Source organism: Marinobacter sp. SS21 (assembly GCF_028369065.1).
Classification (GTDB): Bacteria; Pseudomonadota; Gammaproteobacteria; order Pseudomonadales; family Oleiphilaceae; genus Marinobacter.
Genome location: NZ_JAQNDA010000001.1, coordinates 103,182 through 127,730, shown reverse-complemented (window position 1 = coordinate 127,730; position 24,549 = coordinate 103,182). Strand labels below are relative to the sequence as shown.

20 protein-coding genes are annotated in these 24,549 nt (G+C 64.9%); 7 read left to right on the top strand and 13 right to left on the bottom strand.

Annotated features, from left to right (window positions below):
• Positions 1–33: 33 nt before the first annotated feature.
• The 6 genes from N6L25_RS00545 to N6L25_RS00520 all read right to left on the bottom strand — a co-directional run bounded on the left by N6L25_RS00545 (position 34) and on the right by N6L25_RS00520 (position 7,784).
• Positions 34–2,025: an acetoacetate--CoA ligase gene (locus N6L25_RS00545; protein ID WP_271976994.1), complete on the bottom strand. Its 1,992-nt coding sequence runs from the start codon at positions 2,023–2,025 to the stop codon at positions 34–36.
• 39 nt (positions 2,026–2,064) lie between these two features.
• Positions 2,065–2,844, bottom strand: coding sequence for a 3-hydroxybutyrate dehydrogenase (locus N6L25_RS00540; protein WP_271976992.1), 780 nt, complete (start codon positions 2,842–2,844; stop codon positions 2,065–2,067).
• Between the two features lie 13 nt (positions 2,845–2,857).
• Positions 2,858–4,222 carry a TRAP transporter large permease gene (locus tag N6L25_RS00535; RefSeq protein WP_271976991.1) on the bottom strand — a complete coding sequence of 455 codons (1,365 nt, stop codon included), beginning with the start codon at positions 4,220–4,222 and terminating at the stop codon, positions 2,858–2,860.
• Positions 4,222–4,860 (bottom strand): TRAP transporter small permease subunit, encoded by a 639-nt coding sequence (locus N6L25_RS00530; protein ID WP_271976990.1) that lies wholly within the window; start codon positions 4,858–4,860, stop codon positions 4,222–4,224. Before N6L25_RS00530 ends, N6L25_RS00535 begins: the two co-directional genes overlap by 1 nt.
• A 109-nt stretch (positions 4,861–4,969) precedes the next feature.
• On the bottom strand, positions 4,970–6,022 hold the full coding sequence (locus N6L25_RS00525; protein ID WP_271976989.1) for a TRAP transporter substrate-binding protein: 1,053 nt from the start codon (positions 6,020–6,022) through the stop codon (positions 4,970–4,972).
• A gap of 316 nt (positions 6,023–6,338) precedes the next feature.
• A complete protein-coding gene (locus tag N6L25_RS00520) occupies positions 6,339–7,784 on the bottom strand; it encodes a sigma-54 interaction domain-containing protein (protein ID WP_442915188.1) in 1,446 nt (481 codons plus the stop codon).
• A 293-nt stretch (positions 7,785–8,077) separates the two neighbouring features.
• Here N6L25_RS00520 and N6L25_RS00515 point away from each other — a divergent pair, with 293 nt between their 5' ends.
• Positions 8,078–8,299, top strand: coding sequence for a hypothetical protein (locus N6L25_RS00515; RefSeq protein WP_271976987.1), 222 nt, complete (start codon positions 8,078–8,080; stop codon positions 8,297–8,299).
• A 5-nt stretch (positions 8,300–8,304) separates the two neighbouring features.
• Positions 8,305–8,994: a Crp/Fnr family transcriptional regulator gene (locus N6L25_RS00510; RefSeq protein WP_271976985.1), complete on the top strand. Its 690-nt coding sequence runs from the start codon at positions 8,305–8,307 to the stop codon at positions 8,992–8,994.
• Here N6L25_RS00510 and N6L25_RS00505 read toward each other — a convergent pair.
• The 3 genes from N6L25_RS00505 to N6L25_RS00495 form a co-directional block, all read right to left on the bottom strand.
• The gene (locus tag N6L25_RS00505; protein WP_271976984.1) at positions 8,978–9,604 is read right to left on the bottom strand and encodes an HPP family protein; all 627 of its coding nucleotides are present in this window, start codon (positions 9,602–9,604) and stop codon (positions 8,978–8,980) included. The genes N6L25_RS00510 and N6L25_RS00505 overlap by 17 nt on opposite strands.
• A 135-nt stretch (positions 9,605–9,739) precedes the next feature.
• On the bottom strand, positions 9,740–12,862 hold the full coding sequence (locus tag N6L25_RS00500) for an Ig-like domain-containing protein (protein ID WP_271976983.1): 3,123 nt from the start codon (positions 12,860–12,862) through the stop codon (positions 9,740–9,742).
• A 476-nt stretch (positions 12,863–13,338) separates the two neighbouring features.
• Positions 13,339–13,698 carry a DUF6164 family protein gene (locus N6L25_RS00495; RefSeq protein WP_271976981.1) on the bottom strand — a complete coding sequence of 120 codons (360 nt, stop codon included), beginning with the start codon at positions 13,696–13,698 and terminating at the stop codon, positions 13,339–13,341.
• A gap of 143 nt (positions 13,699–13,841) precedes the next feature.
• On the opposite strand from N6L25_RS00495, the gene N6L25_RS00490 reads away from it, so the two are divergent.
• The 5 genes from N6L25_RS00490 to N6L25_RS00470 all read left to right on the top strand — a co-directional run bounded on the left by N6L25_RS00490 (position 13,842) and on the right by N6L25_RS00470 (position 18,686).
• A complete protein-coding gene (locus N6L25_RS00490; RefSeq protein ID WP_271976980.1) occupies positions 13,842–15,245 on the top strand; it encodes a DUF2868 domain-containing protein in 1,404 nt (467 codons plus the stop codon).
• Positions 15,242–16,672, top strand: a complete 1,431-nt coding sequence (locus tag N6L25_RS00485) for a GTPase/DUF3482 domain-containing protein (protein WP_271976979.1) — start codon at positions 15,242–15,244, stop codon at positions 16,670–16,672. The genes N6L25_RS00490 and N6L25_RS00485 overlap by 4 nt, the downstream gene beginning before the upstream one ends.
• Before the next feature lie 82 nt (positions 16,673–16,754).
• Positions 16,755–17,147: an ectoine synthase gene (locus N6L25_RS00480; protein ID WP_271976978.1), complete on the top strand. Its 393-nt coding sequence runs from the start codon at positions 16,755–16,757 to the stop codon at positions 17,145–17,147.
• 18 nt (positions 17,148–17,165) lie between these two features.
• Positions 17,166–18,356, top strand: a complete 1,191-nt coding sequence (locus tag N6L25_RS00475) for an MFS transporter (RefSeq protein ID WP_271976976.1) — start codon at positions 17,166–17,168, stop codon at positions 18,354–18,356.
• Between the two features lie 123 nt (positions 18,357–18,479).
• Positions 18,480–18,686, top strand: coding sequence for a putative motility protein (locus N6L25_RS00470; RefSeq protein WP_271976975.1), 207 nt, complete (start codon positions 18,480–18,482; stop codon positions 18,684–18,686).
• A gap of 24 nt (positions 18,687–18,710) precedes the next feature.
• On the opposite strand, the gene hrpB is transcribed toward N6L25_RS00470, so the two are convergent.
• The 4 genes from hrpB to cyoE all read right to left on the bottom strand — a co-directional run bounded on the left by hrpB (position 18,711) and on the right by cyoE (position 24,530).
• On the bottom strand, positions 18,711–21,185 hold the full coding sequence (hrpB, locus tag N6L25_RS00465; RefSeq protein WP_271976974.1) for an ATP-dependent helicase HrpB: 2,475 nt from the start codon (positions 21,183–21,185) through the stop codon (positions 18,711–18,713).
• A gap of 412 nt (positions 21,186–21,597) precedes the next feature.
• The gene (locus tag N6L25_RS00460; protein ID WP_271976973.1) at positions 21,598–22,815 is read right to left on the bottom strand and encodes a YbfB/YjiJ family MFS transporter; all 1,218 of its coding nucleotides are present in this window, start codon (positions 22,813–22,815) and stop codon (positions 21,598–21,600) included.
• A gap of 113 nt (positions 22,816–22,928) precedes the next feature.
• Complete coding sequence (locus N6L25_RS00455; protein ID WP_271976971.1) at positions 22,929–23,594, bottom strand: SCO family protein; 666 nt, start codon at positions 23,592–23,594, stop codon at positions 22,929–22,931.
• A 30-nt stretch (positions 23,595–23,624) separates the two neighbouring features.
• Positions 23,625–24,530 (bottom strand): heme o synthase, encoded by a 906-nt coding sequence (gene cyoE, locus N6L25_RS00450; RefSeq protein ID WP_271977407.1) that lies wholly within the window; start codon positions 24,528–24,530, stop codon positions 23,625–23,627.
• Between the last annotated feature and the right edge of the window lie 19 nt (positions 24,531–24,549).

Here is a 24,549-nt window from a genome sequence, read left to right as displayed (position 1 = left end):
AAGCATAGGCACCAGTGCGGGGCATTGCCATGCTCAAGAAGAGGGCAAGAGCTTGGCGTCGATCAGCACCGCACGGATCTGGTCCAGTGCCTCCGGGTTGGCGAGGGCGTCGCGGTTGTCGCTACGGGCGGCGCCGTTGATCAACCGGGCCACCGCCAATTCCACTTTCTTGCCGCTGCGGGTGTAGGGAATGTCTGGTACCGAGACGATGTGCCGGGGTACGTGACGGGGGCTGGCGCCGTCCCGGATCCGCTTGCGCAGCCGCGCCACCAGTTCGTCGTCCAGCCGGTGGCCGGCCACCGGCACCACCAGCAGCACCACTTCGACGTCACCGTCGATCTGCCGCCCCACCACCAGGCTGTCTTTCACCGCCGCCTCGGTTTCCACCTGACGGTAGATTTCGGCGGTGCCGATACGGACCCCCCCCGGATTGAGGGTGGCGTCGGAGCGGCCATAGATGATGGCACCGCCATGCTCGGTGAATTCGATGAAATCGCCGTGGGCCCAGACACCGGGATAGGTGTCGAAGTAGGCCTCGTGGTAGCGGGCGCCATCGGCGTCGTTCCAGAAACTCACCGGCATCGAGGGCAACGGCTGGCGACACACCAGCTCGCCACGGCCGTCACTGACCGGTTGGCCGTCGTCGCCATAGGCCACCGCATCCACCCCGAGGAAGCGACACTGGATCTCCCCGCGCCGCACCGGCAGCAGCGGCGTGGCACCGACAAAGCAGCCACAGATATCGGTGCCGCCGGCGATCGAGCCGAGCAGCGCCTTGGGAGCCCCGACGGTATAGATCCAGTCGTAGTCCTCCGGCAGCAGCGGCGAGCCGGTGGAGAACACCACCCGCAGCGCACTCTGGTCCAGATCCCGTGCCGGCGCCAGTTCGGCCTTGCGACAACCGGCAATGAAGCGGGCACTGGTGCCAAAGTGGGTCACCCGCTCGTCCGCCACCGTCTGCCAGAGGAAATTGAGGTCCGGGTAGCCCGGCGAGCCGTCCACGGTGATCACCGCAGCGCCAGTCAACAGGGCGGAAGCCTGCCAGTTCCACATCATCCAGCCACAGGTGGTGAAGTAGAGGAAACGGTCGTCCGCGCCGACATCGCCATGGAGCATCAATTCCTTGGCGTGGTTGACCAGCAGGCCAACGGCACCGTGGACGATGCACTTGGGCTTGCCGGTGGTGCCGGAGGAGTACAGGATATACACCGGATGGTCCGGCGGCAGTGGGGTAAAGGAGGGCGCCTGGCCCTCGCCGAAGGCCAACGCCTGTTCCCACGGGGTCACCTTTTCGCCCTGCAAATGCGGCTGCTCCGGCAGCTGCTGCACGCTGACCACGCAGCGCAGGCTGGGCAGGGCGGCGGCCAGCTCGGCAAATTCGGACTGGCGGGGGAAGACCTTGCCGCCGTAGCCGTAGCCATTCACCACGATCAGCGCGGCCGGTTCGATTTGGCCGAAACGGTCCTGGATGGCGCCAGTGCCAAAGTCCGGCGAGGCGGAACTCCACACCGCCCCCAGGCTGGTGGCGGCCAGCATGCCGACCATGGCCTCGTAGCCGTTGGTGACCACCCCGGCAACCCGGTCACCGGCCACGATGCCCTTGCTGCGCAGGAACGCCTCCAGCGCCCCCACATCCCGCTTCAGTTCGGCGTAGCTGCGCCGCAGCACCGGGCGGGTCTCGCAGTAGGCGACTACCGCCTCCCTGGTGGCGTGTTCGCCGTCGGCGTGGCGCAGCAGATTGGCCGCGAAGTTCAGCTGCATGCCCGGGAACCACTGCGCCCCTGGCAGATCGCGGCGGCCCAGCACCCGCTCGGCGGGGGTCTCGCAACCCAGGCCGCAGAAATCCCACACCGCCTGCCAGAAGCCTTCCAGGTCGTCGATCGACCACTGGTGCAGGGCGTGATAATCGGCAAACGGGCCCTTGCCCTGGTCTTCCAGCCAGGCTTTGAATCGTGCCATCTGGCTGGTGTTCAGTGTCTCGTCGCCGGGGACCCACACCACCGATGACTGTTCGGTATTGCTCATGCTTTTCTCCTATCGATACCGCCGTTCGGCGCCAACGCCCTATTGCATGTGCCAGCCGTGGCTGACCACCACCGACTGCCCAGTGAGCGCCGCCGAGGGGAAGGCGGCCAAGTGTACGGCCAGTTCCGCCACGTCTTCCACCGTGGTGAACTCGCCGTTCACCGTGTTCTTCAACATCACCTTGCTGATCACCTCCTGCTCGGAAATGCCCAGCTCCCTGGCCTGTTCCGGGATCTGCTTGTCCACCAGCGGGGTGCGCACGAAGCCCGGGCAGATGATGTTGCTGCGCACACCATGTTCGGCACCCTCTTTGGCGACCGCCCGGCACAATCCCAGCATGCCATGTTTGGCGGCCACATAGGGCGATTTCAGCGGCGACGCCTCCAGCGAGTGCACCGAGCCCATGTACAGCATGGTGCCGCCGCCGTTTTCGTACATCCGCTGCAGCGCGGCCCGGGTCACCAGGAAGGCGCCGCCCAGGTGGACATCGATGACCTTGCGCCAATCGCCGTAGGCCAGCTTGTGTACCGGGTCGATGTGCTGGACGCCGGCATTGGCCAGGGCGATATCGAGCCGGCCCCAGTCGTTGACAATGGCCGCCACACCCTGCTCCACCGCGGCTTCGTCAGTGACATCCATGGTTACAGCCATGGCGGTGCCACCTTCGCCTTCGATGGCTCGGGCCGCGGCTGCGGCGGCCTGGCCGTCCAGGTCGGCGACCGCCACCCAGGCGCCCTCACGGGCGAAATGTTCGGCAATGGCCCGGCCAATGCCACGGGCGCCGCCGGTAATCAGGGCAGTCCGGTTCTGTAATCGCATCTTGTCAGTCTCCTTAGTCGTACGCCACGCTGGGCAGCCAGGTCGCAATTTCCGGCACCAGGAACACGATGGCCAGCGCCACCAGCTGGATAAGGATGTAGGGCACCACGCCACGGTAGATGTCGGTGACCTTGATCTCCGGCGGCGCCACGCCCTTGATGTAGAACAGGGCAAAACCCACCGGCGGCGTCAGGAAGGAGGTCTGCAGGCACATGGCAAACAGGATGGTGAACCACACCAGATCAAAACCCAGCTGCTGCACCACCGGCGCCACCAGCGGCAGGATAATCAGGGTGATCTCCACCCAGTCGAGAAAGAAGCCCAGCAGGAACACCCCCACCAGGATGGTCAGTACTACGCCATATGGACCGAACGGCAGCCCCAGCAGCGCGCCCTCGATGACCTCGTCGCCACCGAGCCCCCGCAACACCACCGAAAACGCGGTGGCCCCGAGGAAGATGGCGAAGATGAACGCCGCCGTGCGGGTGGTCTGGAACAGCGAGGTGTTGAGTACCGGCAGCGTCAGCCGACCCGACAGCAGCGCCAACACCAGCGCGCCCAGGGCGCCTACCCCCGAGGCCTCGGTGGGGGTGGCCACGCCGGCGAAGATGGAGCCCAGCACCCCAAGGATCAGCGCCGCGGTGGGAACCACCGCCTTGAACACCTCCCAGATCACCGCGGGGCTGACCCGGACGGTACCCGCCGGCACCGGCGCCAGATGGGGCTGGAACAGTGGCCGCAGGATGGCGTAACCAACATACATGGCACCCAGCATCAGGCCCGGCAGGAACGCGCCCATGAACAGGTCCCCCACCGAGGCGTCCGGCACCGCCAGCCGGTCCGCCATCAACACCAGCATGATGGAGGGCGGAATCAGGATGCCGAGGGTGCCGGTGGCGCAGGCAGTGCCTACGGCAAAGCCTTTGTCGTATTTGTTCTCCATCATCACCGGCAGCGACAGCATGCCCAGCAACACCACCGACGCCCCGATGATGCCGGTGGTGGCCGCCAGCAGCACGCCGATCACGATCACGGTAACGGCATAGCCACCCCGGACCGCGCCGAACAGCTTCACCATGCTCTTCATCAGACGCTCGGCGATGCCGGACTGGTCGAGCATGATGCCCATGAAGATGAACATCGGCAGGGCCACCAGGGTTTCACTCTCGACGATGCCCCAGATCCGTTCCGGAGCCAGGCCCATGGACGAGGGGTAATCGAACCAGAGATTGGCGCCAAACTGCTCCACCGACACCACGCCGATCACAGTCCAGATCACCGCGGTGCCGCCCAGCACCCAGGCCACCGGGAACCCGGTCAACAACAGCGCCCCAAAGGTGAGGAACATGCCGATTACATATAGGGTTTCGAGCTCCATCAGGCGGTGTCCCCTTTATTTTTCTGGGTGGGTTGGCATGGGATGGGTCGTGGGAACCCGAACAGCAAAGCGGTGACCTTGAACAGCCGGGACACCGCAGCCAGGGCAATCAACAGGAATGAAATCGCCACGATGGCCTTGAGAATCCAGCGCTGATCCAGCCCCGCCGGCGCCGGACTGGTCTCGCCCACCTGGTAGGAACTGAGCGCGTAGGGCACCATCTCGTAGATGGAAATCACCAGAAATGGCAGCAGCAACAGCAGGATACCGATCAGCTCAATCCAACCCTGGGCCTTGAGGCTGAGGCGTTCGTGGAGCACGTCGACCCGCACATGATCGTCACTCACCAGGGTATAGGCCAGGCCCAGCAACCAGCCGGCACCGGCGATGTGCCACTGCAGTTCCTCCAGCAGTACCGAGCCCTGGCCAAATACGTACCGGCTCACCACCGCCCAGATGATCACCCCGGTGACCACCACCCAGCACCAGGACGCCACTTTGCCAATGGCCGTCAGCACGCCGTCGAGCCACCGGCTGAGCCGGGTGTCCGGCAATTCGGTGTGATGATGGATCAGCTCTTCGGTTGCGGTTACGGAGGCATGCCCGGGCACGGGCGAGCCTTGATCAGACACCGTCATGGAAGGTTTCCTCGTTCAGACTACAAACGACGGATGGCCACCGGCTGGGGCCATCCGTTCGGGTCGCAGCCACCGGAGCGATTCCGGCACCTGCGACCATCTGGCGGGTTTACAGGTCGCTCGGCAGGTAGGCGCGGCTATCCCAGACCCGGTAGGTTTCCATGAACGCCTGCTGGCTCTCGTAGACCCGTTTGAAATCGGGATCCTTGGCAGCCTCTTCCTGCAGTACCTCCTGGGTCACCGACTTCAGCTCTTCCAGGACTTCGCGGGGGATCTGATCGGCCTGCACCCCTTGATCCTGGAAACCGGCCAGCACTGCACCGTTCTTGTACTCGCCTTCGGCCAGGCCAAGGGTGGTGGCGGCGGTGCAGGACGCTTCCACCAACGCCTTCTGTGAGGCGCTGGCGTCTTCCCACTCGTCGCCGTTGATCAGCAGGTACTGGGCGGTGAACTGCTGGTGCCAGCCCGGGAACAGGTTGTATTTGACCACCTGCTGGAAGCCGAGGATCTGGTCGATGGCGGGCATGGAAAACTCGGTGGCATCAATGGTGCCTTTCTCCAGCGCCTGGTACAGCTCGCCGCCGGGCATCATGGTGACCGACGCGCCCAGACGCTCCAGCACCTTGCCGCCGAGGCCGGCAAAACGGATCTTCATGCCGTCGTAGTCTTCCAGCGTCTCGATCTTGTTGGCGTACCAGCCCGCGGTCTCCGGGCCGATGATGCCGCACAGCTGGGCGTGCACGTTGAAGCCCTTGTTGGCGTAGACCTCCTGCAACATGTCATGGCCACCGCCGTAGTAGTACCAGCCGATGTAGGCCCAGGGCTTCATGCCGAAGGGCACCGCCGCGAACAGCGGTACCGCCGGTACCTTGCCCTGGTCATAGCCGATCCAGGTGTAGCCGGTGGACACCTTGCCATCGGACACCGATTGCAGGATATCGAACGGCGGCACCAGTTCACCGGGTTCGTAGACCCGTACCTGGATACTGCCGTCGGACGCGGTGGTGAGGTTTTCGGCAACCCAGGCGGCCGGTGATCCCAGCCCCGGCAGGTTGGTGGCGAAGGCAACCGGCATTTTCCAGCGCAGATTGTCTGCGTAGGCGGAACCGGTCGAGAGAGCGATCGCGGCGGCGACGCCAGTGATGGCCTTGGCAAGTTTCATCGAAAGGTCTCCTGATCTTATTGTTGTCTCTTGCCTGTCGGCTGGAATGCCGCAGGCCTGGTCTGAGTGTAGTCAGCCCACGCAGGAAACAGAAAAGGCGGGAGGAAACGTAGGTGCCATTTTTGTTGTCTGCGTTGTACCGACGTCCTGCCTGCCGACAGTAGCAGGGGCCGTGCCACTCATGACTATTTCAATAAAAACAAAAGGATATCAACATCGATGGGAGCGGACGCGAATTCATTTTGTCTTGAAACTCGGACAGCTTCAGACATTGGTCGCAAGGGGATGTCCGGAAAACGGGACAATCGTCCGGCTTTCAGGACAGTTTGGCCAATTTCTCGTAGAGTACCGATCGGGAAATGCCTAACAGCTTGGCCGCACGGGTGCGATTGCCACGACTGGCGACCAGCGCCTCTTCGATCGCCTGGGCCTCCACCGCCGCCAGGGTCTGGGCCAGGGGTCTGATGGGTCGCGGCGCCAGCGACGATGCCGGCCGGCCGGAGCTGCGGGGCAACACCTTGAAGATGGCGTCGGCATCCAGCAGGCCGTTGTCCTCCCCCATGGTCAGCGCCCGTTCCAGCACATTGCGCAATTCGCGAATATTGCCGGGCCAGTCGTAGCTAGCCAGCGCGGATACCGCGGAATCGGTGATCTCGCCGCGCAGTTCCAGGCCCTGGCACAGGTCCTCCAGGATCGCCTCACACAGCACCCCGAGGTCCGGCAGCCGTTCCCGCAACGGAGGAATGGGGATTTCCAGCACGTTCAGGCGGTAGTAGAGATCGGAACGGAAGCTGCCCTCGGCCATCATCGCTTCCAGATTGCGACTGGTGGCGGCGATCACCCGGACATTGACCGGCACCACCTTGTTGGATCCCAGCGGCTCGATCTCCCCCTCCTGCAGCGCCCGCAACAGCTTGGCCTGCAGCGCCAGCGGCATGTCGCCCACCTCGTCCAAAAACAGGGTGCCGCCATTGGCGAGCTGGAACTTGCCCTCCCGCTGGCGACGCTCGGCGCCGGTGTAGGCACCGGGGGCCACGCCGAAGAATTCCGCCTCCAGCAGGTTTTCCGGAATGGCGGCGACGTTGACGCCAACGAAAGGCCGCTCCGCCCGGCTCGATGCCGAATGGATGGCCTGGGCCAGCACCTCCTTGCCGGTGCCGGTTTCCCCCAGCAGCAACACCGCCACGTCCCGCCCCGACGCCAGCCGCGCGCGCCGCTTGACCTCCAGCGCGGCGGGGCTGGCGCCGACAAAATCACCGAGACTGTAGCGGGTGCCCCGGGTCTTGCGGGCCAGCGCCTTGCGGGCGGCCACCAAGTCCTGGTGCAGGCGGCGGTACTTGCTGACCAACGGAGTCAGCGGCTGCAGGTCGTCGTAGAGCACGAAGGCCACCGCGCCCTGAATCTCGCCGTCCTGGTCATAGAACGGCAGTCGGGTCACCACCAGTTGCTGGGTGTCATGCTCCATGATGTCCAGCAGCAATGGCTGGCCGGTTTTTACCACCTCGTCCATGCGGGTCTGGGGAATCACCGCACGCACCTCCCGGCCAATCACCGCCTGGGGATCCGGCAGGCCCAGCAGACTGGCATAACTGGCGTTAATCCAGGTGATACGGCTGTCCCGGTCGACCGCGATGGCGCCGGCGCTGGCCTGCTCAAACATCGGGAACAACACCTCGATGAGCTCACGGGTCAGTCCGCTGCTGGGATTTTGCTGGTACGGCTTGGTCATAAACTGGCTACGGCCTGGAAAGGATTCGGTCATGGCAACTTACCCGCCCAGCCCTCGATGCGCGAGGACGGACTGTTCCAGAGAGTATATGGGGGGGTCTGAATTGGCAATTGGCAAGCCCTAGCGGATCCCGTGCCAAGTTTTCTTTTACCGATAAAACAATCGGTTAACAAACCAGCGAGGACACAGTGTCCTGATGGCCGGACACTGCCAGACGCCGCTGGGGCCCATCACCGCCCGGCACAGGGCAGCACTGGCCCATCTCCCGCACCCCACTGCGGCTGCGTCAGGCAATCCAGACAGTGTCCGGCCAACCGGACAGAGCCATGGACAGTGTATGGCTAGAGATACAGATAGAGATAGAGATAGAGATAGAGATAGAGATAGAGATATGGAAACCAGGCGCCTCAAACCCGGAAAAAAGGGCGGGCGCCACCGGGCTTATTATTGGTTTTATGGATAACAGTATCCGAATTAAGTCATTTTTTTGGATTAGCGGGCTGTCGCATACTGAACGAGCCAACGTCGGCCGCCGCAGTATGGTTTGATCGCCATGACAGATTCCACCGTCCACAAACCCAATCCCTGTGCCTCCGCGCCCTGCCTGCTGACCGGGCAAGATCCGGCACACGCCTATCCCACGGCGTCAGCCGACCAGGTGCTGCTCAACGGCCTGGCACGGAGTTTCGGCCTGCGGGCCGATGGCGCCGGGGAATCGACGCCCCTGCGTGAGCTGGGCCAGCTGTTTCACAAGCAGCAGGTCACCGCCGACACCGCGCTGGAGCAACACGATGCACCCTGGGCCAATGTCTACCTGATCCAGCATGGGGTGATGCGGCTGTTCCGGGAAGCGCCGTCCGGCAAGATTTCCATCCATCATTTCTTCGCTGAAGGAGCCCTGATCTGGCCGGTGTTCGGCCGTAGCCGCACCGTTCGCAATACCCTGTGCCTGTCAGCGGTGACGCCCTGCACCCTCTGGATCGCCGATTTCCACGCCTTCCGAGCCACCATCCGCCAGCGTGGGGAGGGCCACTGGGCCCGGTTCGCCCTGGCACTGACCGAGGAACTGGCGGAGTCTGCTTCCATGCGCGAGTTTCACAAACAGACGCTGTCGGCGCAGCAGCGCTACGGGCTGCTGTTGCGGGACTATCCGGAACTGGTGCAACGGGTGCCGGACAACCAGCTGGCGTCCTGGCTGGGGGTGGTGCCGGCGACCTTCTCGCGACTCAAGAAGGCTCGCTGACCGACGCTGGCCGCTGGCGCCCATCGGCTTGCCACAATGGGTAGGGAATACCCGCCAACCGGTTGATCACAAACGCTTGCCCCAACAGCAACGCCACCCCGGCCATCAGCACCGGCAACTGCGTCGGCTGCGGCATCAATCCCAGCGAGACGATCAACGCGGTGGCCCCGGCTGGCGGGTGGGGGACTCTCAACAGCACCATCAGACAACCGGTCAGTCCGAGCGACACCGCCGCCGCACCCACCCGAGCCAGGCTCACCCCGGTCTCGATGGCCGAAGGCGCCTGCAGCAGGCCAAACAGATACAGACTGAACAGGCCGGTGACGGCGCCAAGGAGATGGCCGCAGAAGGTGTTGCGGGGGGAGGCCGCCTGCGCCAGCGGGACGTGGAACAGGATGAAGGCGGTCGCGCCGAGCGAGGGAAAGATGAACGCCTGTTGGGTGAGCAGCGCCACCAGGGCGATCAGGGCGATGCTGAGGCCGCCATTGACCAGGTTGAACCCGGCCAGCACGGTGCGTTCGCTATAACGTTGGCTCAGCCGCTCCAGATGCAGAGCGCGCAGCAGACCGCTGGCCAGTTGCCAGCGCAATCGATCGTTCCGGACTCCCATGCCCTTCCCTCATACGCACCAAAACAGGGCGAGCATGTTAGAAGAGAGCGCCGTGTCGAGACAAGCATCGCCCGCGATCGAACTTGACGTACATCAAGGTGGCTACCTTGAGGTACGTCAAATCCGGGCTGGGGCTTACTGAGCGTCCATGAATACTGACAATTCCTTGACCGGGGCCGACAGGTAGCTCAGTCGCAAGCCGTTGACCGGAATCTCCAGATCGAACTGCACCAGACCGGCCACATCCACCGGGATGATCTGGGGCTGCTGGTTGTACTGCTCGATCACCTGACGACCGTCGTCGAGGAAAGTCAGCCCGCCCAGCAGGTTGAGATCCAGCTGAATGCTGTGCTGGTTATGGGGCAGGTTCAGGGGCGTTTCCAGGTCGGGCGCGTCCAGGTACAGGTTGACGTCGGTCTCGAACACCGGGAAGCCGTCGTCGCCGGTACGGATCAGGCCCGGAATCAGCGCGCTGCGGTTGCCCTGGTCGTCCTCCGCGTAGCGCATGCGGATGATCTGCTTGCCGGTCGGGGTCTCGGCCCAGGTCAGGTCGGTCAGCACTTTCGCATGTACCGTCAAGGAGTTGGTGGTGAGCAGGGTCGGGTGCAGCAGCACCCGCACGCCGGCCTCGGGATTGTCCGGATCCACCGGCCCAACCACTTCGGTATACAGCGCCCCGGTCTGGTAAATGAACTTGAGCTCCGGACAATCGGTCTCGATCCAGCTTGAGAAAATGTTCTTGCGGTCGCGGTTACAGCCAACCCGGGCATCGGCACGGCTGGTGCTGACCACTCGAGTGGCCTGGGGCGGCGTCAGCGGCACGCCCTCGCTGTCGAAGGTGACGTCCGGCGCCTCGGCACAGTCCTCGGCGTAAGTTTTTCGGATCACCACACCATCGGCGTTGGTCTCATCCACCACGCCACACTGGATGCTGTTGTCGGCGTTGACGTCCCGCACCGGCAGGTTGCGCAGCGGCAGGAACACGGTGTCGGTGGGCGCCGCGCCGCGGAAGTAGATGGTCAGGTCCGGCCCGCCGGGATTGCTGAGGCCCCACAGGGCGTTGGTTTCCAGGGCCTGGCCGGCAGCGGAGCAGATGACACGACGGCAGTCCGGACTGGCGCTGGCCTGGGACACCAGGGTGTAGCGATAGTACACACCCGGTTGCCAGGGCTGGTCCGGGTAGAAATGCAGCCGCTGGTGGTTCAGCGCCAGCCGTCCCGGGACCGGTTCTGCGGTGACGGCGGAGCCATCGCCGCTGCCCAGGTCGGTGATCCGCTCCACCTTGAGAGTATCCTGGAGGCGGATCGATGACAGGTCCATGGTCTGGGAGAAGGTCACCATCAGCGGGCGGTTGGCGGGCATGTCATGCACCGGCATGGCTTCATCCGCTTGGTTGTAAGGCACCCCGTTACCATCCAGCGCGCCGTCGCAGCGGCCGTGGGAGCCGTTGTTCAGATCCAGGCCGGTGGTGACACAGGGGAAGCCGGGATAGCTGGCGACCGCCAGCGGCGACGATGCCGACTGTTCCATCAGCGGCGGCAGCGAGAAACGGACACTGCGCTGCTGGCTGCCGTTGCCGGCCAAATCGGTCAGTCCGCCGTCGATCTGCAGCTCGTAGTCGCGACCATGCTCCAGGCCACCGACCGGGTTGACGGTCACCGAGGTGCCATCGACGATCGCATTGAAGGCCGCAACCTCCGCGCCATCGGCAAACAGGCGCAATCCCGCGCGGGCGCTCTGGCGATCCAACGGCTCATCGAAGAACAGGGTGATGGGGTCGCCCGGACGATGGCTGCCCGCCATTCCAGCCACCGTGTCATCCGGCATCCAGCTGCGCAGCACCGGCCCGGTCACATCCGCCTCCGGCGCCGGGGCATTCTCCTGGGCCCGATCGCGGGTTTCAGCGCGGATATTGAACGCCAGCGACGCCACCGCATCCTCCAGCCCCAGCAGCCGGGGCTGCACCATGCTCAAGGCATCGATTTCCAGGGCGCCGTCGTGAATCATCGCCACCCCCACCAGCTCCAACCCAATCAGGTCCTGGGACAGCGACGCATTGGGCTGGCCGTGTTCGGTGTTCATCGACACATCCATGAACAGGCGCACGTGCCGGGGCGCGTCATCGGCATCGCTGAAGGGGTTGCGGTAGAGGTAGCCGATGGCGTCGGTGGTCATGACGACCCGGATCTCGCCGGTCTGCTGCACGCCACTGGCGGTCATCAACGGCACCACACCGCCCACGTTAACGTCCAGCGAGGTACTGCTGAGCACGGTGCCGCGGGGAATGCGCAGCGGGGTCATGGTGGGGTAGTTCGGGCTGTAGGCCAGCTCCGCCCACATCTCGCCGGTCTGCCAGGCATTGGGGGTCTGGCCCAGCAGTACCGAACTCAGGGCAATACCGTTGACCGGCTTGCCATTGAGGATGGAGCGCAGATCCTGGGCGCTGCTGTTGGTGGTGGCGGTCTGATAAAGCACTTCGGTGGGACCCGATTCTCGCGGCGTCAGGGTCTGGCTGAGGTTAAGCAGTGCATCGCCATGGAGATTGGGCAGATCGCGGATCACCAAAGTATAGCTCTCGCCCGGCGTGAGCTGGTCACTGCCACTGCCGTCAGCGGCCAGCGGATCGATCACCAGCTGCCGACCGCGAGCCAACGTGTAGGCCGGCACCAGGTTGCCCGCGCTGTCCTCAAGCCGCACCGATTCGCCGTAGACCACCGCCTCCGGGTGGATGGCCTGGGTCAGGGTCAGCCGCAGGGTGGAGAAGTCCATCACCGGGTAGAGGTCGCCATCCGGAATCATCCGCTCCAGCATAAAGCTGGCTGCGGTGGACGCCTGGGCGCGAATGGTGCTGGTGCTGGCCTGGGTGGTGAACACCAGCTCGCCGTCGGCGTCCAGTTGCGTCAGCGTCTGAGTGCCCACCGTCAGCGGCTCCGCCAGGCTGAGGCGGTAGCGTTGCACCGGTGCCAGCGGTTGCCGGGGCGAAACGACCCAGCTACGACCACCGTCCACCGCCGTCAGGGTATGGTCGAGGGCACGGTCGGAGTCGGCCTCGGTCAGCAACAGTTGAGGTTCCGCCACCGGCGTGGAGAAGCGCAGCACCAGGTCGGCGCGGGTGGCGATCTCGGCCTGGCCATCGGCCGGGTAGCTGTAGATCAGGCTGGGCACCGGTTCCGGCGTTTTCATAGTGGATTCTTCAGCGCCACAGCCTGCCAGCACAATCAGCGGCACGGCCAGCGCGATTACGTTCTGGAACTTCATGGTGTCACCCTCCAGGTCAAACTTGCCAGGTCAGAATTGCCGGGTTAAAGCCCGGGCATTCAACAGGCTCGGGGCCGAGGCCAGATCCGACGGCCGCAGCGCGGTCGCGGTAAAGATCAACGGGGCGTCGCGGCGACGGACCGCTGGCGGCAATTGGCATGACTCAGCTTCCTGTTGGTTCAGCTTGTTCAGCGTTGGCTTTGTACAATACGGTGCGGCCCGGCACGATCCGGCATCGATCGCCGCCAGCGCGCAATAAAGAAGGCACCTTAGCCGTCCCGGGCCAGAGCCAGATTGGCAAACGCGACTGGCGCCCGTGGCACTGCGGCCTACCTACGAAAGCGACACAATGTAACTTATTGTTACATTTGGAAATGTTCGATAAGTGCTGGAAATATGGCCAGAAAAGCCAATTTTTGTTCTGTGACAGCGGTCACAACGGGGGCCGTGAGATGGATCGGATCGTGGACCCGTCGTCACCAACCGAAGAACGGAACCAGACTCAGGCCCACGATCAGCAAGATGGCAACGCAGGCCGCCAGGGTGGTCAACGGCCGGCGCCGCAAACGATGCCAGACACCCCCGGTCACCCCCCGCTGCAACGCCTGCTGATATTGCGCTCGCTGCTGTTGCTGGCGCTGGCGCTGGTAGTCGTCGAGCAGTTGCCGGGCCCGTTCCGCCTCGACGTCGTCATGCACCCAGAAGCCGCCCATGCTGATGCCCCAGCGACTGGGCGGGGTCTCGTAGTAATGGACGTCGTGGTGCTCGAACAGCGCGCGGATCTCCTCCGCTTCGTCGTCCGGCACGTGGCGCAGATTCATCAGGTGGTGTGGCATGTTACGTACGGCATCCGGATTGGAGATACACTTAGGGAGACTCTGGCTAACCTCGAGCCTGTCTTGGCGTTCGGCGTTACGCAGAGGCTCCCTAGCGTAACACGTTCAGGGACGTATCACTCTTCGGCCGAAAAGGATCCGCGATGTCCGAGCACCCGCTGACACTGTTGCTGGAATTCGACGACCAGGTGCGACGGGACCAGCACCAGGCCCCGGCCTTCCTGCACCGGCGTGACCGCAAGTTCGCCCTCGATGCCCGGGACGGTGCCACCGGGCCGCGCCAATGGCTGGCCCACCTGCAGCACTTGAGTGGCCGCCCTCCTGGTCAGACTGACAAACGCCTGGCGCGCTGGCGACGGATCAGTTTCAGTTTTGCCGCCGCCGGCGCGCTGCTGGGCATGCTGACCATGCTGGGCCTGCTGTTCTACGACGGCAGCGGCCGCATCAACATCACCGTGATCCTGGCCTTTATCCTGCTCCAGTTGCTGCTGGCGCTGGCCACCACGGTGCAGGCGTTCGTCGGCTGGCGTCCCTGGGGCTGGCTGGTTGACCGCTATACCCGCCGGTCCGGGGAAATTGTCTCGGTGCTGACCCGGTTGCACCCCCAATTGCTGGCCCGCGCCGCCCATACCGGCGGCTTGCTGTTTGGGCTCTCCGGCCTGGCCACACTGTTGCTGTTGGTGGTGATGCAGGATCTGGCGTTCGGCTGGAGCACCACCCTCAGCACCGGCGCCGACAGCTACCATCACTGGATGCAGATCCTGGCCTGTCCGTGGCAGGGGCTGTGGCCGGCGGCGGTGCCGAACGCCGAGCTGGTGGAAAGTACCCGCTTCTTCCGGGCTGGCAGCCCGCAGCCCATTGCGGCCGCCCGCTGGGGCGACTGGTGGCCGTTTGTTGCCCTGACCTGGTGCTGCTACGTATTGCTGCCGCGGCTGCTGCTGGTGACGCTGGCCCAGATACATCTGCGCTGGCGCACCCGGCGTTTGCTGCTGCGACACCCGGGGCTCACCGCACTGCGGTACCGCATGGAAACCCCCATGCTGGATACCGGCAGCATTGAGGAGGCGACTCATCAGTCGCCGCAGCTGGCCACCCCGGCCGACTTGCAACCGTATCCCGACAGCCCCGCAGTGATCCGCTGGGCCGGTGCCGGCGACCCGTTGCTGCCGGAGGATTTCACCGCCACCGCCCAGCGTCAGCTGCTGAGCGCGGGCGGCGCCGCCAGCCTGAGTGACGACCGCCGCGCCATTCAGCAGGCCCGAGGGGTGCTGGCCCACCACCCCGAACCGGCGGTGATCGTGCTGACCCGGGCCTGGGAGCCGCCGACCGCCGAACTGGAGGATTTCCTCACCCTGGCGCGGGATCAGTGGCCGGAAGCCACCCTCATCAGCCTGCTGCCGTTGGCCACCGACCCTCGGCACCGTCCCGGCGAGACCCAACTGGCGCAGTGGTTGCGCTTTGCCGAACGCCAAGCGGATCCGCGCCTGCAGGTCAGCGTTTACGAGCTGACCGAGGCGGTAAACCGGGCGGCGGAGGGGCAGTTATGACTGACGCGCCGGTCTTTGCCGTGGTCGGCCACCCCAACAAGGGTAAATCCAGTGTGGTGGCCACGCTGTCCCAGAACGACGCCATCGCCATCGCCCTGGAACCCGGTACCACCCGCCACAGTCAGGCCTACCCGCTGCGCATCGACAACGAGGTACGCTACACCCTGGTGGACACACCGGGATTCCAACGGCCACGGCAGGTGTTGGAATGGCTGCAGGCCCACAGCCTGTCAGCCTCCGACCGGGCCGAAACGGTGGCGGCGTTTGTCCACCAGCACCGTGACGATCCCCGTTTTCAGGACGAATGCGAATTGCTCGGCCCGCTGATCGAGGGCGCGGGCATCATCTACGTGGTGGACGGCTCGGTGCCCTACAGTGCCGAGAACGAGAGTGAAATGACCATCCTGCGCTGGACCGGCCAACCCAGCCTGGCATTGATCAACAGCATCGGCCCGGACGATTACAGCGAGGCCTGGCACAACGCCTTGGGCCAGTTCTTTCAGGTGGTGCGCAAGTTCAACGCGGTGTCGGCGCCGTTCAACCAGCATCTGAGCCTGCTCAAGGCCTTCGGCCAACTGCAGCCGGCGTGGGAGGCGGTGCTCGATCAAGCGGTGCTGCAGCTGTCCGGCCAGCGGGCCCAGCGCAAGGAGCAAGCTGCCCGACTGGTGGCCACTGCGCTGGAGGACCTGATGGCCTGGCAGGAGCAGCGCACCCTCACCGCGAGCCAGCTCGCCGGCCACTCCCGCGACTCACTGGCGGAGCAGTTGCGGCAACGCTGGTACCGGCACCAGCGGCAGCGGGAACAGGCGCTGCGGCTGGCCATCGAGCAGCTCTACCAGCACCATCGCATTCAGCGCCAGGAGGCCGAGCTGACCTGGCACAGTGAGCATGACCTGTTCAGCGACAACAGCCGCCAGACCTGGGGCGTCAGCAAGGCCTACCTGGCCACGGCGGGGTTCGGCGCCGGGGCCATCGGCGGTGCCGGGCTCGATGCCATCACCCTGGGAGCCTCCCTCGGCACCGGGGCGCTGATTGGTGGCCTGCTGGGTGCCGCCGGCAGCTATTTCTACGGCGACCGGCTGAAGCTGCCGGTGCTGCACCTCGGGGTCCTGCGCAACGGGCTGCAGACCGCCCGGTTCGGGCCGGTACAGGACATTCAGTTCGGCTATGTGGTGCTGGGCCGCGCGGTGGACCACTGGTGGCACGTCAGCCATCGTAATCACGCCGGCCAGGACCTGCTGGACCTGGAGCCCACCGATCGCCACTGGCTGGAGGAGCTGGCCTCGGCGTACCGCCATGACATCCAGCACGCGCTGGCCCGCTGCCGCCGTCAACGCGCCCTCAGCAGCGACCAGCGCCACCGGCTGGCGGTCGCGGTGGAGGCCGCTCTCGACACTTACAGCCAGTGGCGGCAAAGTCGGGGCTGAGTTTCGGATGCTGCGGATTTGAAACCGGGGCGGTATGGATGTTTATACTGTAGGGCTATTCCACACAACCTTGAGGAATGCTATGAAAATCGTACGGGTACAGGACATCATCGGCACCGAGCGTGAGGTGGAGGGACCAGGCTGGACCAGCCGCCGGCTGCTGTTGAAAAAGGACGGCATGGGGTTTTCGTTCCATGAAACCATCATTCCGGCGGGCGCCGAGCTGAACCTGTGGTACAAGCACCACCTGGAGGCGGTCTACTGCGTCGCCGGCAACGGTACCATCACCGACCTGGCCACCAGCGAAGTCCACGACATCACCGACGGCACCCTGTACGCCCTCGATAATCACGACCGGCACGTGCTGCGGGGCGGCACCGCGGACATGCGCCTGATCTGCGCCTTCAACCCGCCCGTTACCGGCCGTGAGGTGCACGACGAAGACGGCGCCTACATGCCGGATCCTGAGGGCTAGAGGCTAAGCCCGAACACCGTGCCAGCAAAACCCTCCGGCCACGGGCAGGCATCCCGGTTTGAGCTGATCATCATCGCCAGCCTGTTATGGCTGGCCGGCGCCTATCTGCGGGTGCCGGTGCTGGTGGCACCGGCCCTGGCGCCGTACATCGCCGACGACCTGGCGCTGAGCCAGGCGCTGACCGGTGCCCTGACCACACTCCCCATCCTGATGCTGGCCGTTGGCGCCATGCCCGGTTCACTGGCCATTTCCCGCATTGGCCCCCGTCACACCCTGGCTCTGGCCATGGTTGTCATGGCCCTGGGTTCCACCGCCCGCGGACTGGCGCCGGAAACCGTCAGCCTGCTGCTGGCCAGTACGGTCATGGGCTTGGGGGTGGCGATGATGCAACCGGCGCTGCCGGCACTGTTGCCCCGCTGGCTGGAGCCCCGGCATCTGGCCCTGGGCAGCGCCATCTACATGAACGGTATGCTGACCGGTGAATTCATCGGCGCCGGCATTACCCTGCCGGTGATCATGCCACTGGTGGACCATAGCTGGCGCCTGACCTTACTGGCCTGGTCATTGCCAGCGCTGGCGGTGGCCGCCCTGTTGTACCTGCCACGGCGGGACCGGGGCCGGCCCGAGCGCCGGCCGGCCTGGCTGCCGGATTGGCGTAATCCGCTGACCCTCAAGATCGGCCTGCTGCTGGGGTTGTCCGGCTCACTGTTTTTCGGCTTCAACGCCTACCTGGCGGCCTTGCTGGCGCAGCGGGGCGAACTGGACATCCTCGCCGACGCCCTGTTCTGCTACAACCTGGCCCAAGTTGGGGCCTCACTGGTGATGCTGAAGATGGCCCGGCTCTGGGTCGGACGCCGCAGCGTTATCCTGGTCATGGCCCTGGCCGCCCTGGCCGGCACCGTCGGCGCGATGGTGTTCGAGGGCTGGCTGGCCATTGCCAGTGCCACCTTCATGAGCTTCAGCGCGGGAGTGTTGCTGATTCTGCTGGTGGCGCTGCCGCCATTGCTGGTCAGCGCGGCCGAGACCGGCCGCCTGTCCGCCGGTAACTTCCTGGTGGGTTACACCCTGGCCTTCGGCGTTCCCATGCTGGGCGGCGTGCTGGCGGATGTCAGCGGCGATATCCGCCACGCCCTGGCGGTGATGCTGGCGTACGGGGTACTGGTATTGCCACTGATTCTGTCCCTGGACCTGAACCGCCGCCCCAGCTGATGCCCCCCGAGGCCGACCTGTAAGCCCAGGTAACCGTTTGCAAGAAAAGGCAGCCGAAGCTTCCCACCACGCCACCGCTGGTGATATTTTAATCACCTCACTCACCACTCCCGGATTCCTGTCGTGGACGTTGCCTCTCTCGCCAGTTTCAGTACCCAGCTCAGCCAGGCGCAATTGCAGCAGCAGGTGCAGATCAGCACCCTGAAAAGCGCCCAGGACATGGCCGCCGCCAGTGTGCTGCAGCTACTGGACAGCGTGGCCACCAGCAGCCCGGTCACCGCCACCAGTGCCAACCCCAACCTCGGTGGCCAGATCGATATCCGGGTCTGATCTCGTCTCGGGCCCGCCGCCCTGTCAGTGTCGCTGTTTCTTGGTGCCCTGTTTCGCCTCGGCGGTGAACGGATCTTCCGGCCAGGGATGCTTGGGATAGCGCCCGCGCATGTCCTTGCGCACCTCCACATAGCCGTTGCGCCAGAAACTGGCCAGGTCACTGGTCACCGCCAGCGGGCGTTGCGCCGGCGACAACAGGTGGAGGACCACCGGTACCTGACCGCGGGCAACGGTGGGGGTCTCGGTCCAACCGAACAGCGCCTGCAACTTGGCCGCCAGCACCGGACCGTGGTCCGCCAGGTAATCCAACCTCACGGCCTGGCCGGTGGGAATGGTGAGACTGGCCGGAGCCAATTCCGCCAGCGTCTGCTGCTGATGATAGTCCAGCAGGCTGGTCAACGCCGGCGCCAGCTTCACCTGCTGCAACCGGGACCAGCGATCGACACCGATCAGAAACGGTGCCAGCCAGGTCTCCAGCTCCGCCAGCAACGAGTGATCGTCCAGTGCCGGCCAGGCCTCGGGCCACAAACGATGCAGGCACTGGATCCGGGCTCTCAGCTGACGGGACTGCGCATCCCAGGGCAGGCTCTTCAGCCCCTTTTGTCGAACCGCGTTTAACAGTCCGGCAATGATCTGCTCCGGTCCCGGCTCGGGCAAGGCTTGCTCGGCCAGCACCAGTTGCCCCAACCGGGTCTGGCGACGGGCAATGACCCGGCCACGCCCCTCATCCCAGAGCGATTCATCCAGGGTTTCGATATGCCCGGCCAGGTCCGATGTCAGCATCGCCGGGTCCAGCGGCGCCGCGAGATAGATCTGCGCCTCCCGCGTCTGGCCGTCCAGATCGGCGGCCACCAGCCAGTCCTCCCCGGCCAGCGGATCGTCGTCTCTGAGCTGGGCACCCCGACCGTTACTGAGCTGGTAGCGGGGGGCATTACCCTGGCGACGGCGGGCGATGCGATCCGGGTAGGCCTGGACCAGCAGACGGCCCAAGTCCATTGCACCCGCCGTCGATGCCGTTGCCGACTTGCCCTCAGTCATCCGCCGCACCGCACGGCGCAGGGCCTGCAGCCGCTGGCCATCGACCCGGCCATCCCGCGTCTCGCCCCGCAGCAGCTGCCAGCGCTGGAAAAGATCGGCTCCGGCCCGGGGCCCCAGCAGGTCCCGCTCCTCCAGCAGCGCCGCCAGTTCGGCGGCGACCTGGCCCAGCCCCCAGCTGCGGCCCCGCAGCACCATATGGGCCAAGCGCGGATGAACGGGCAAGGTCCGAGCGGCCTTACCCTGCTCACTGATGCTGCCGTCGTCGTTGAGCAGATCCAACCAGCGCAGCAGGCTGACCGCCTGTTGCCAGTGGGCACTGGGGGGCGGATCGATCCACTCCAGGTCGCCAGCAGCCCGCGCGCCCCACTGCGCCAGCTCCAGAACCAGCGGCGCCAGATCCGCTTGCTGAATCTCCGGTGGGGTAAAGTCCGCCAGGCCGAACTGGTCGGATTCACTCCACAGTCGGTAGCACACCCCCGGCTCGACCCGGCCGGCACGGCCCTTACGCTGCTCCGCCGAGGCCTTGGAGACCCGTCCGGTCAGCAACCGGGTCATACCGCTGTTGGGGTCGAATACCGCGCGCCGCTGCTGACCGGCGTCCACCACCACCCGAATACCCTCAATGGTGAGACTGGTTTCGGCAATGGCGGTGGCCAGCACCACCTTACGTTGGCCGTCCGGGGCCGGGGCGATGGCCCGGTCCTGATCCTCGTTGCGCAGGCTGCCATACAGCGGTGTCACCGCCACGGCAGCCGGCAGGTTCCCAGACAAGGCCTGCTCGACCCGGCGGATCTCGCCGGCGCCGGGCAGGAACACCAGCACCGAACCGCTCTGTTCGGCCAAGGCCTCGCGAATCACCGTCACCACCTGATCGGTGAGCCGGGCGTTGCGGGGCAGCGGTCGATAGAGGATGTCCACCGGAAAAGAGCGGCCTTCACTGGTGAGAATCGGCACCTCCCCCAACAGGCGGGCGATGGGCGCGGTGTCCAGGGTCGCCGACATCACCACCACCCGCAGGTCTTCGCGCAGGGCCTGCTGACACTCCCTTACTAGGGCCAGGCCCAGGTCCGCCTGCAGCGAGCGTTCGTGAAACTCATCGAACAGCACGGCGGCGTACGCCTCCAGCGCCGGGTCGTCCTGGATCAGCCGGGTGAGAATACCTTCGGTCACCACCTCGATGCGGGTCTGGGCTGAGACTTTGGTATCCAGACGCGTACGATAACCCACGCTCTGCCCGGGTTGTTCGCCCAACTGGCGGGCCATGTAGCGGGCGGCGGAGCGGGCCGCCAAACGGCGGGGCTCCAGCATCAGGATCTTGCGTTCGCCCCGCCAGTCGGACGCCAGCAGACTCAACGGCACCCGGGTGGTCTTGCCGGCGCCAGGAGGCGCCTGCAGCAGCACGGTGGGGTTGTCGGTCAGGGCCTGGTGGAGGTCTGGGAGCAGGGCTTCGATTGGGAGCATGGTTGGTCGGGCTGGTGGTTTTGGTGGTTGGGTGTTTCTGTGATTGATTGAGTGCTTCGGTGGTTGGGCGCGGGTAGGGGCTCTTCCTTAAAACGGAGCTTTAAACTCGCTGCGCTCAGACACCATCTCCGTTTTAAGGAAGAGCCCCTACCCACACCCTGTCTGGCTCAGCGGTAGTCTCATGGGATATTAACGGTGTCTATTCAGATAGCGAAGCGGGAATACCCTAAGATCTCATCTTCGAGCTTAAGTGCCAGCGTGAAGCTACCCACCAACGGCGTCCAGCAGTCTGTTCCCAAGAGTGGGGTGGGGGTTCCATTTAAAAAGGGAGATGGTGTCTGAGCGCAGCGAGTTTAAAGCTCCATTTTTAAATGGAACCCCCACCCCGCTCATCCCCCCCAACCCCACAAGCCTATGAAGCAGGCCGCGAATGCCAATCCTCCGGCCGCGGCACCAGCACGGTAAACACCAGCCCCCACAACAACGCCACCACCCCGATCCAGAACGCACTGTCGAGGGTGCCACCGAAGTCCAGCCACTGCTTGGTAAGCCAGGGCCCTACCATCTGGGTAAAACCGTACAGGGCGACCAACGCCGCCGACAACCGGGGCCCCTGGTGAGGGTGGAGGGCGCGACCGATGCGCTGGGTCAGCAGCACCGTGCCCAGGAAGGTGCCTCCCACCAACAGCGCACACAGCACAATGCCCACCGGCCCCGGCCAGATCACCGCAGCCAGCACACCCAACAACTGAATCCCGAAGTTCGCGCGTATTGCCGGGAGATCGCCGAATTTAGCCCCAAAATGATTCCAGATGAACGCAGCAGGCAGGGTCGCCAGCGCCACCAGCAACCAGGCCCCGTCCACCAGCCAATGGCCCGCCGGCAACTGGATGGTGGCCACTAGGGGCAGGAACGTCATCGGCAGTATATAGCCCAGACCGGCGCCGGCGTAGGACAGGAACAGCGGCACACTGGCCCGATCCAACAGCGCGGTGGGGCGTGGGTGAGCATCCTGGTCATCGCCGCTGCGCACCGGCACATCCAATTGCAACAGCCTGGCCGTGCCCCACCACGCCAGGGGGATAGACACCAGCGCCGCCGGCCACCAGCGGTCGGCGCCCGTCAGCCAATCCGCGCTGAAGGTCACCAGGACACTGGAGACCAGCAGGCCCAAACCGACACCCAGGTAAACCAGACCACTCAGGCTGGCCCGGTTGCGGCGCACCAGCCATTCCAGAATCAGCGCCGGCGCCTGCACGAAGACCACACCATTGGCCACGCCGTTCACCCAACGGGAGGTGGCGATGGCGGAGGCCTGGTCGAGCTGGGTCTGTAACAGGGTGGTCAATACATGCACCGTCAGTGACAGCGGCAACAGCCAGCGGATATGGTCAATGCGGTGCCAGCGGATGGCCAGCATTGCCCCCACCAGGTAACCCAGGTAATTCCAGGTGGCGATGCTGGCGCCTTGCTGCGGATCGATCTGACCGTCACTGATCAGGTAGGGCAGCAAGGGGGTGTAGATGAAACGACCGAGCGCATGCACCACCAGCAACAGGGTGGCGCCCGCTGCCAGCACCGCAAATAGCTCCCTCGGCGAAGTACAGGATGGCGATTGGCTGGCTGACATATCGTGCACCGCTACTGGGGATGAGTGAGCGGGACAGTCTAAGGGCTTGAGCTCGGAGGGGAAAGCGGACCTTGGGAGCAGTACGGGTAATCCGATACCTCCTACGCCCGACCTTAACCCGCGCCTGCCTGGTTGGCCCGTGCCCAGCGGTAGATGCGCTGGAACGCCTCGGCCAGGCCTTCGGGGGTATGGGGGGGTTGAATGACGGCGATCATTTCACCCTCCGGATTGATCAGCGCGACATGAGCGCTGTGATCCACCAGGCGAGTGCCGTTAACGTCGCGGTGGACAAACACCGCGTTGAGGCTCTTGGCCAGCTCCCGCAACATCGCCATGTTCCCGGTGAGGCCACTGAAATCCTCGCCAAAGAAACGAAGATACTCCGCCAGCCGTTGCGGCGTGTCCCGCTCCGGGTCGGCGGAGATCAGCAGGTAATCCGGCTGGGGCAGCTCCGGAGGCAACAACGCGTCGGCCCGGCGCAAGATGGACAAGGTGGCCGGGCAGACATCGGGGCAGAAGGTGTAGCCAATGAAGGCGAAGGTCCAGCGGCCAGTCAGGTCGTCCCGGGTTCGTGGCTGGCCGGATTCGTCCAGCAGCTGGAACTCCGCCAGCACCCGGCCCTGGTCGTAGACGAAGGTATTCAGCTCGCTGAGCTCGGGCGCGGGTGCAGCCTTGCCAGTATCGCCCGGCTGAAACACCTGGCGGCCGATCACCAGGCCAAAGATCAGCACCACCACCAGAAGCAGAATGAAAACGGTGCTACGGATCGTCAGTGCCATGCTCTCTCCCGGGGTCGGCGGTTAGCGGAATCAGTAACGGGCATAATGATCCACCAGCAGTACCACAAACAGCACCATCAGGTAGCTGATCGAGTACTTGAAGGTGGCCAGCGCCACCCGCCGGTCGTCGCCCCGCCACAATCGTACCGCATAGTGCAGGAATCGCGCGCCCAGCGCCAGCGCGCCCACCAGGTAGAGGGTCCCAGACATGCCGGTGACGAAGGGCAGCAGACTCACCGCCAGCAGCATCAGGGTGTACAGCAGAATGTGCAGTTCGGTATAGCGGTTGCCATGGGTGACCGGCAGCATGGGGATACCGGCTTGGGCGTACTCTTCCTTACGATGGATCGCCAAGGCCCAGAAATGGGGCGGCGTCCAGGCAAAGATGATCAGCACCAGCAACAGGGCATGGCCATCCACCTGACCGGTGACCGAGGTCCAGCCCAGCAGCGGCGGCATGGCGCCGGCGAGCCCGCCGATCACGATGTTCTGGGGCGTCGCCCGCTTGAGGAAGAGGGTGTAGACCCCGGCATAGCCCACCAGCGACGCCAGTGTCAGCCAGGCGGTAAGCAGGTTGACCTGCCACACCAGCACCAGCATGCCCGCCAGCGCCAGGGACGTGGCAAACAGCAGGGCGTCGAGGGGGGCGATACGACCGGTGGCCACGGGGCGTTTGCGGGTCCGCGCCATCACCGTGTCGATCTTCTGGTCCACCACATGGTTGACCACCGCCGCCGCACCGGCCAGCAGCGCGATGCCCAGGTTGCCAAACAGCAACACCGACCAGGACGGCAACCCCGGAGTGGCCAGCAGCATGCCGATCACCGAGGTCAGGATCATCAGCGCCACCACCCGCGGCTTGGTCAACTCGAGAAAATCCCGCCAGGACAGCTTGTCCAAGCCACGAGCGGTCGGGCTCGAAGTCGAAGATGGCATCGCCAATGCCTTGCCTGGT

Excerpts from the sequence above, each read along its gene's own strand:
- N6L25_RS00520 (WP_442915188.1), bottom strand. The coding sequence starts at position 7,784 with ATGACCGAATCCTTTCCAGGCCGTAGCCAGTTTATGACCAAGCCGTAC.
- hrpB (WP_271976974.1), bottom strand. The coding sequence starts at position 21,185 with ATGCTCCCAATCGAAGCCCTGCTCCCAGACCTCCACCAGGCCCTGACC.
- N6L25_RS00460 (WP_271976973.1), bottom strand. The coding sequence starts at position 22,815 with ATGTCAGCCAGCCAATCGCCATCCTGTACTTCGCCGAGGGAGCTATTT.
- N6L25_RS00540 (WP_271976992.1), bottom strand. The coding sequence starts at position 2,844 with ATGCGATTACAGAACCGGACTGCCCTGATTACCGGCGGCGCCCGTGGC.
- cyoE (WP_271977407.1), bottom strand. The coding sequence starts at position 24,530 with ATGCCATCTTCGACTTCGAGCCCGACCGCTCGTGGCTTGGACAAGCTG.
- N6L25_RS00530 (WP_271976990.1), bottom strand. The coding sequence starts at position 4,860 with ATGACGGTGTCTGATCAAGGCTCGCCCGTGCCCGGGCATGCCTCCGTA.
- N6L25_RS00525 (WP_271976989.1), bottom strand. The coding sequence starts at position 6,022 with ATGAAACTTGCCAAGGCCATCACTGGCGTCGCCGCCGCGATCGCTCTC.
- N6L25_RS00490 (WP_271976980.1), top strand. The coding sequence starts at position 13,842 with ATGTCCGAGCACCCGCTGACACTGTTGCTGGAATTCGACGACCAGGTG.
- N6L25_RS00510 (WP_271976985.1), top strand. The coding sequence starts at position 8,305 with ATGACAGATTCCACCGTCCACAAACCCAATCCCTGTGCCTCCGCGCCC.
- N6L25_RS00505 (WP_271976984.1), bottom strand. The coding sequence starts at position 9,604 with ATGGGAGTCCGGAACGATCGATTGCGCTGGCAACTGGCCAGCGGTCTG.
- N6L25_RS00545 (WP_271976994.1), bottom strand. The coding sequence starts at position 2,025 with ATGAGCAATACCGAACAGTCATCGGTGGTGTGGGTCCCCGGCGACGAG.
- N6L25_RS00480 (WP_271976978.1), top strand. The coding sequence starts at position 16,755 with ATGAAAATCGTACGGGTACAGGACATCATCGGCACCGAGCGTGAGGTG.
- N6L25_RS00515 (WP_271976987.1), top strand. The coding sequence starts at position 8,078 with ATGGACAGTGTATGGCTAGAGATACAGATAGAGATAGAGATAGAGATA.
- N6L25_RS00535 (WP_271976991.1), bottom strand. The coding sequence starts at position 4,222 with ATGGAGCTCGAAACCCTATATGTAATCGGCATGTTCCTCACCTTTGGG.
- N6L25_RS00495 (WP_271976981.1), bottom strand. The coding sequence starts at position 13,698 with ATGCCACACCACCTGATGAATCTGCGCCACGTGCCGGACGACGAAGCG.
- N6L25_RS00455 (WP_271976971.1), bottom strand. The coding sequence starts at position 23,594 with ATGGCACTGACGATCCGTAGCACCGTTTTCATTCTGCTTCTGGTGGTG.
- N6L25_RS00485 (WP_271976979.1), top strand. The coding sequence starts at position 15,242 with ATGACTGACGCGCCGGTCTTTGCCGTGGTCGGCCACCCCAACAAGGGT.
- N6L25_RS00500 (WP_271976983.1), bottom strand. The coding sequence starts at position 12,862 with ATGAAGTTCCAGAACGTAATCGCGCTGGCCGTGCCGCTGATTGTGCTG.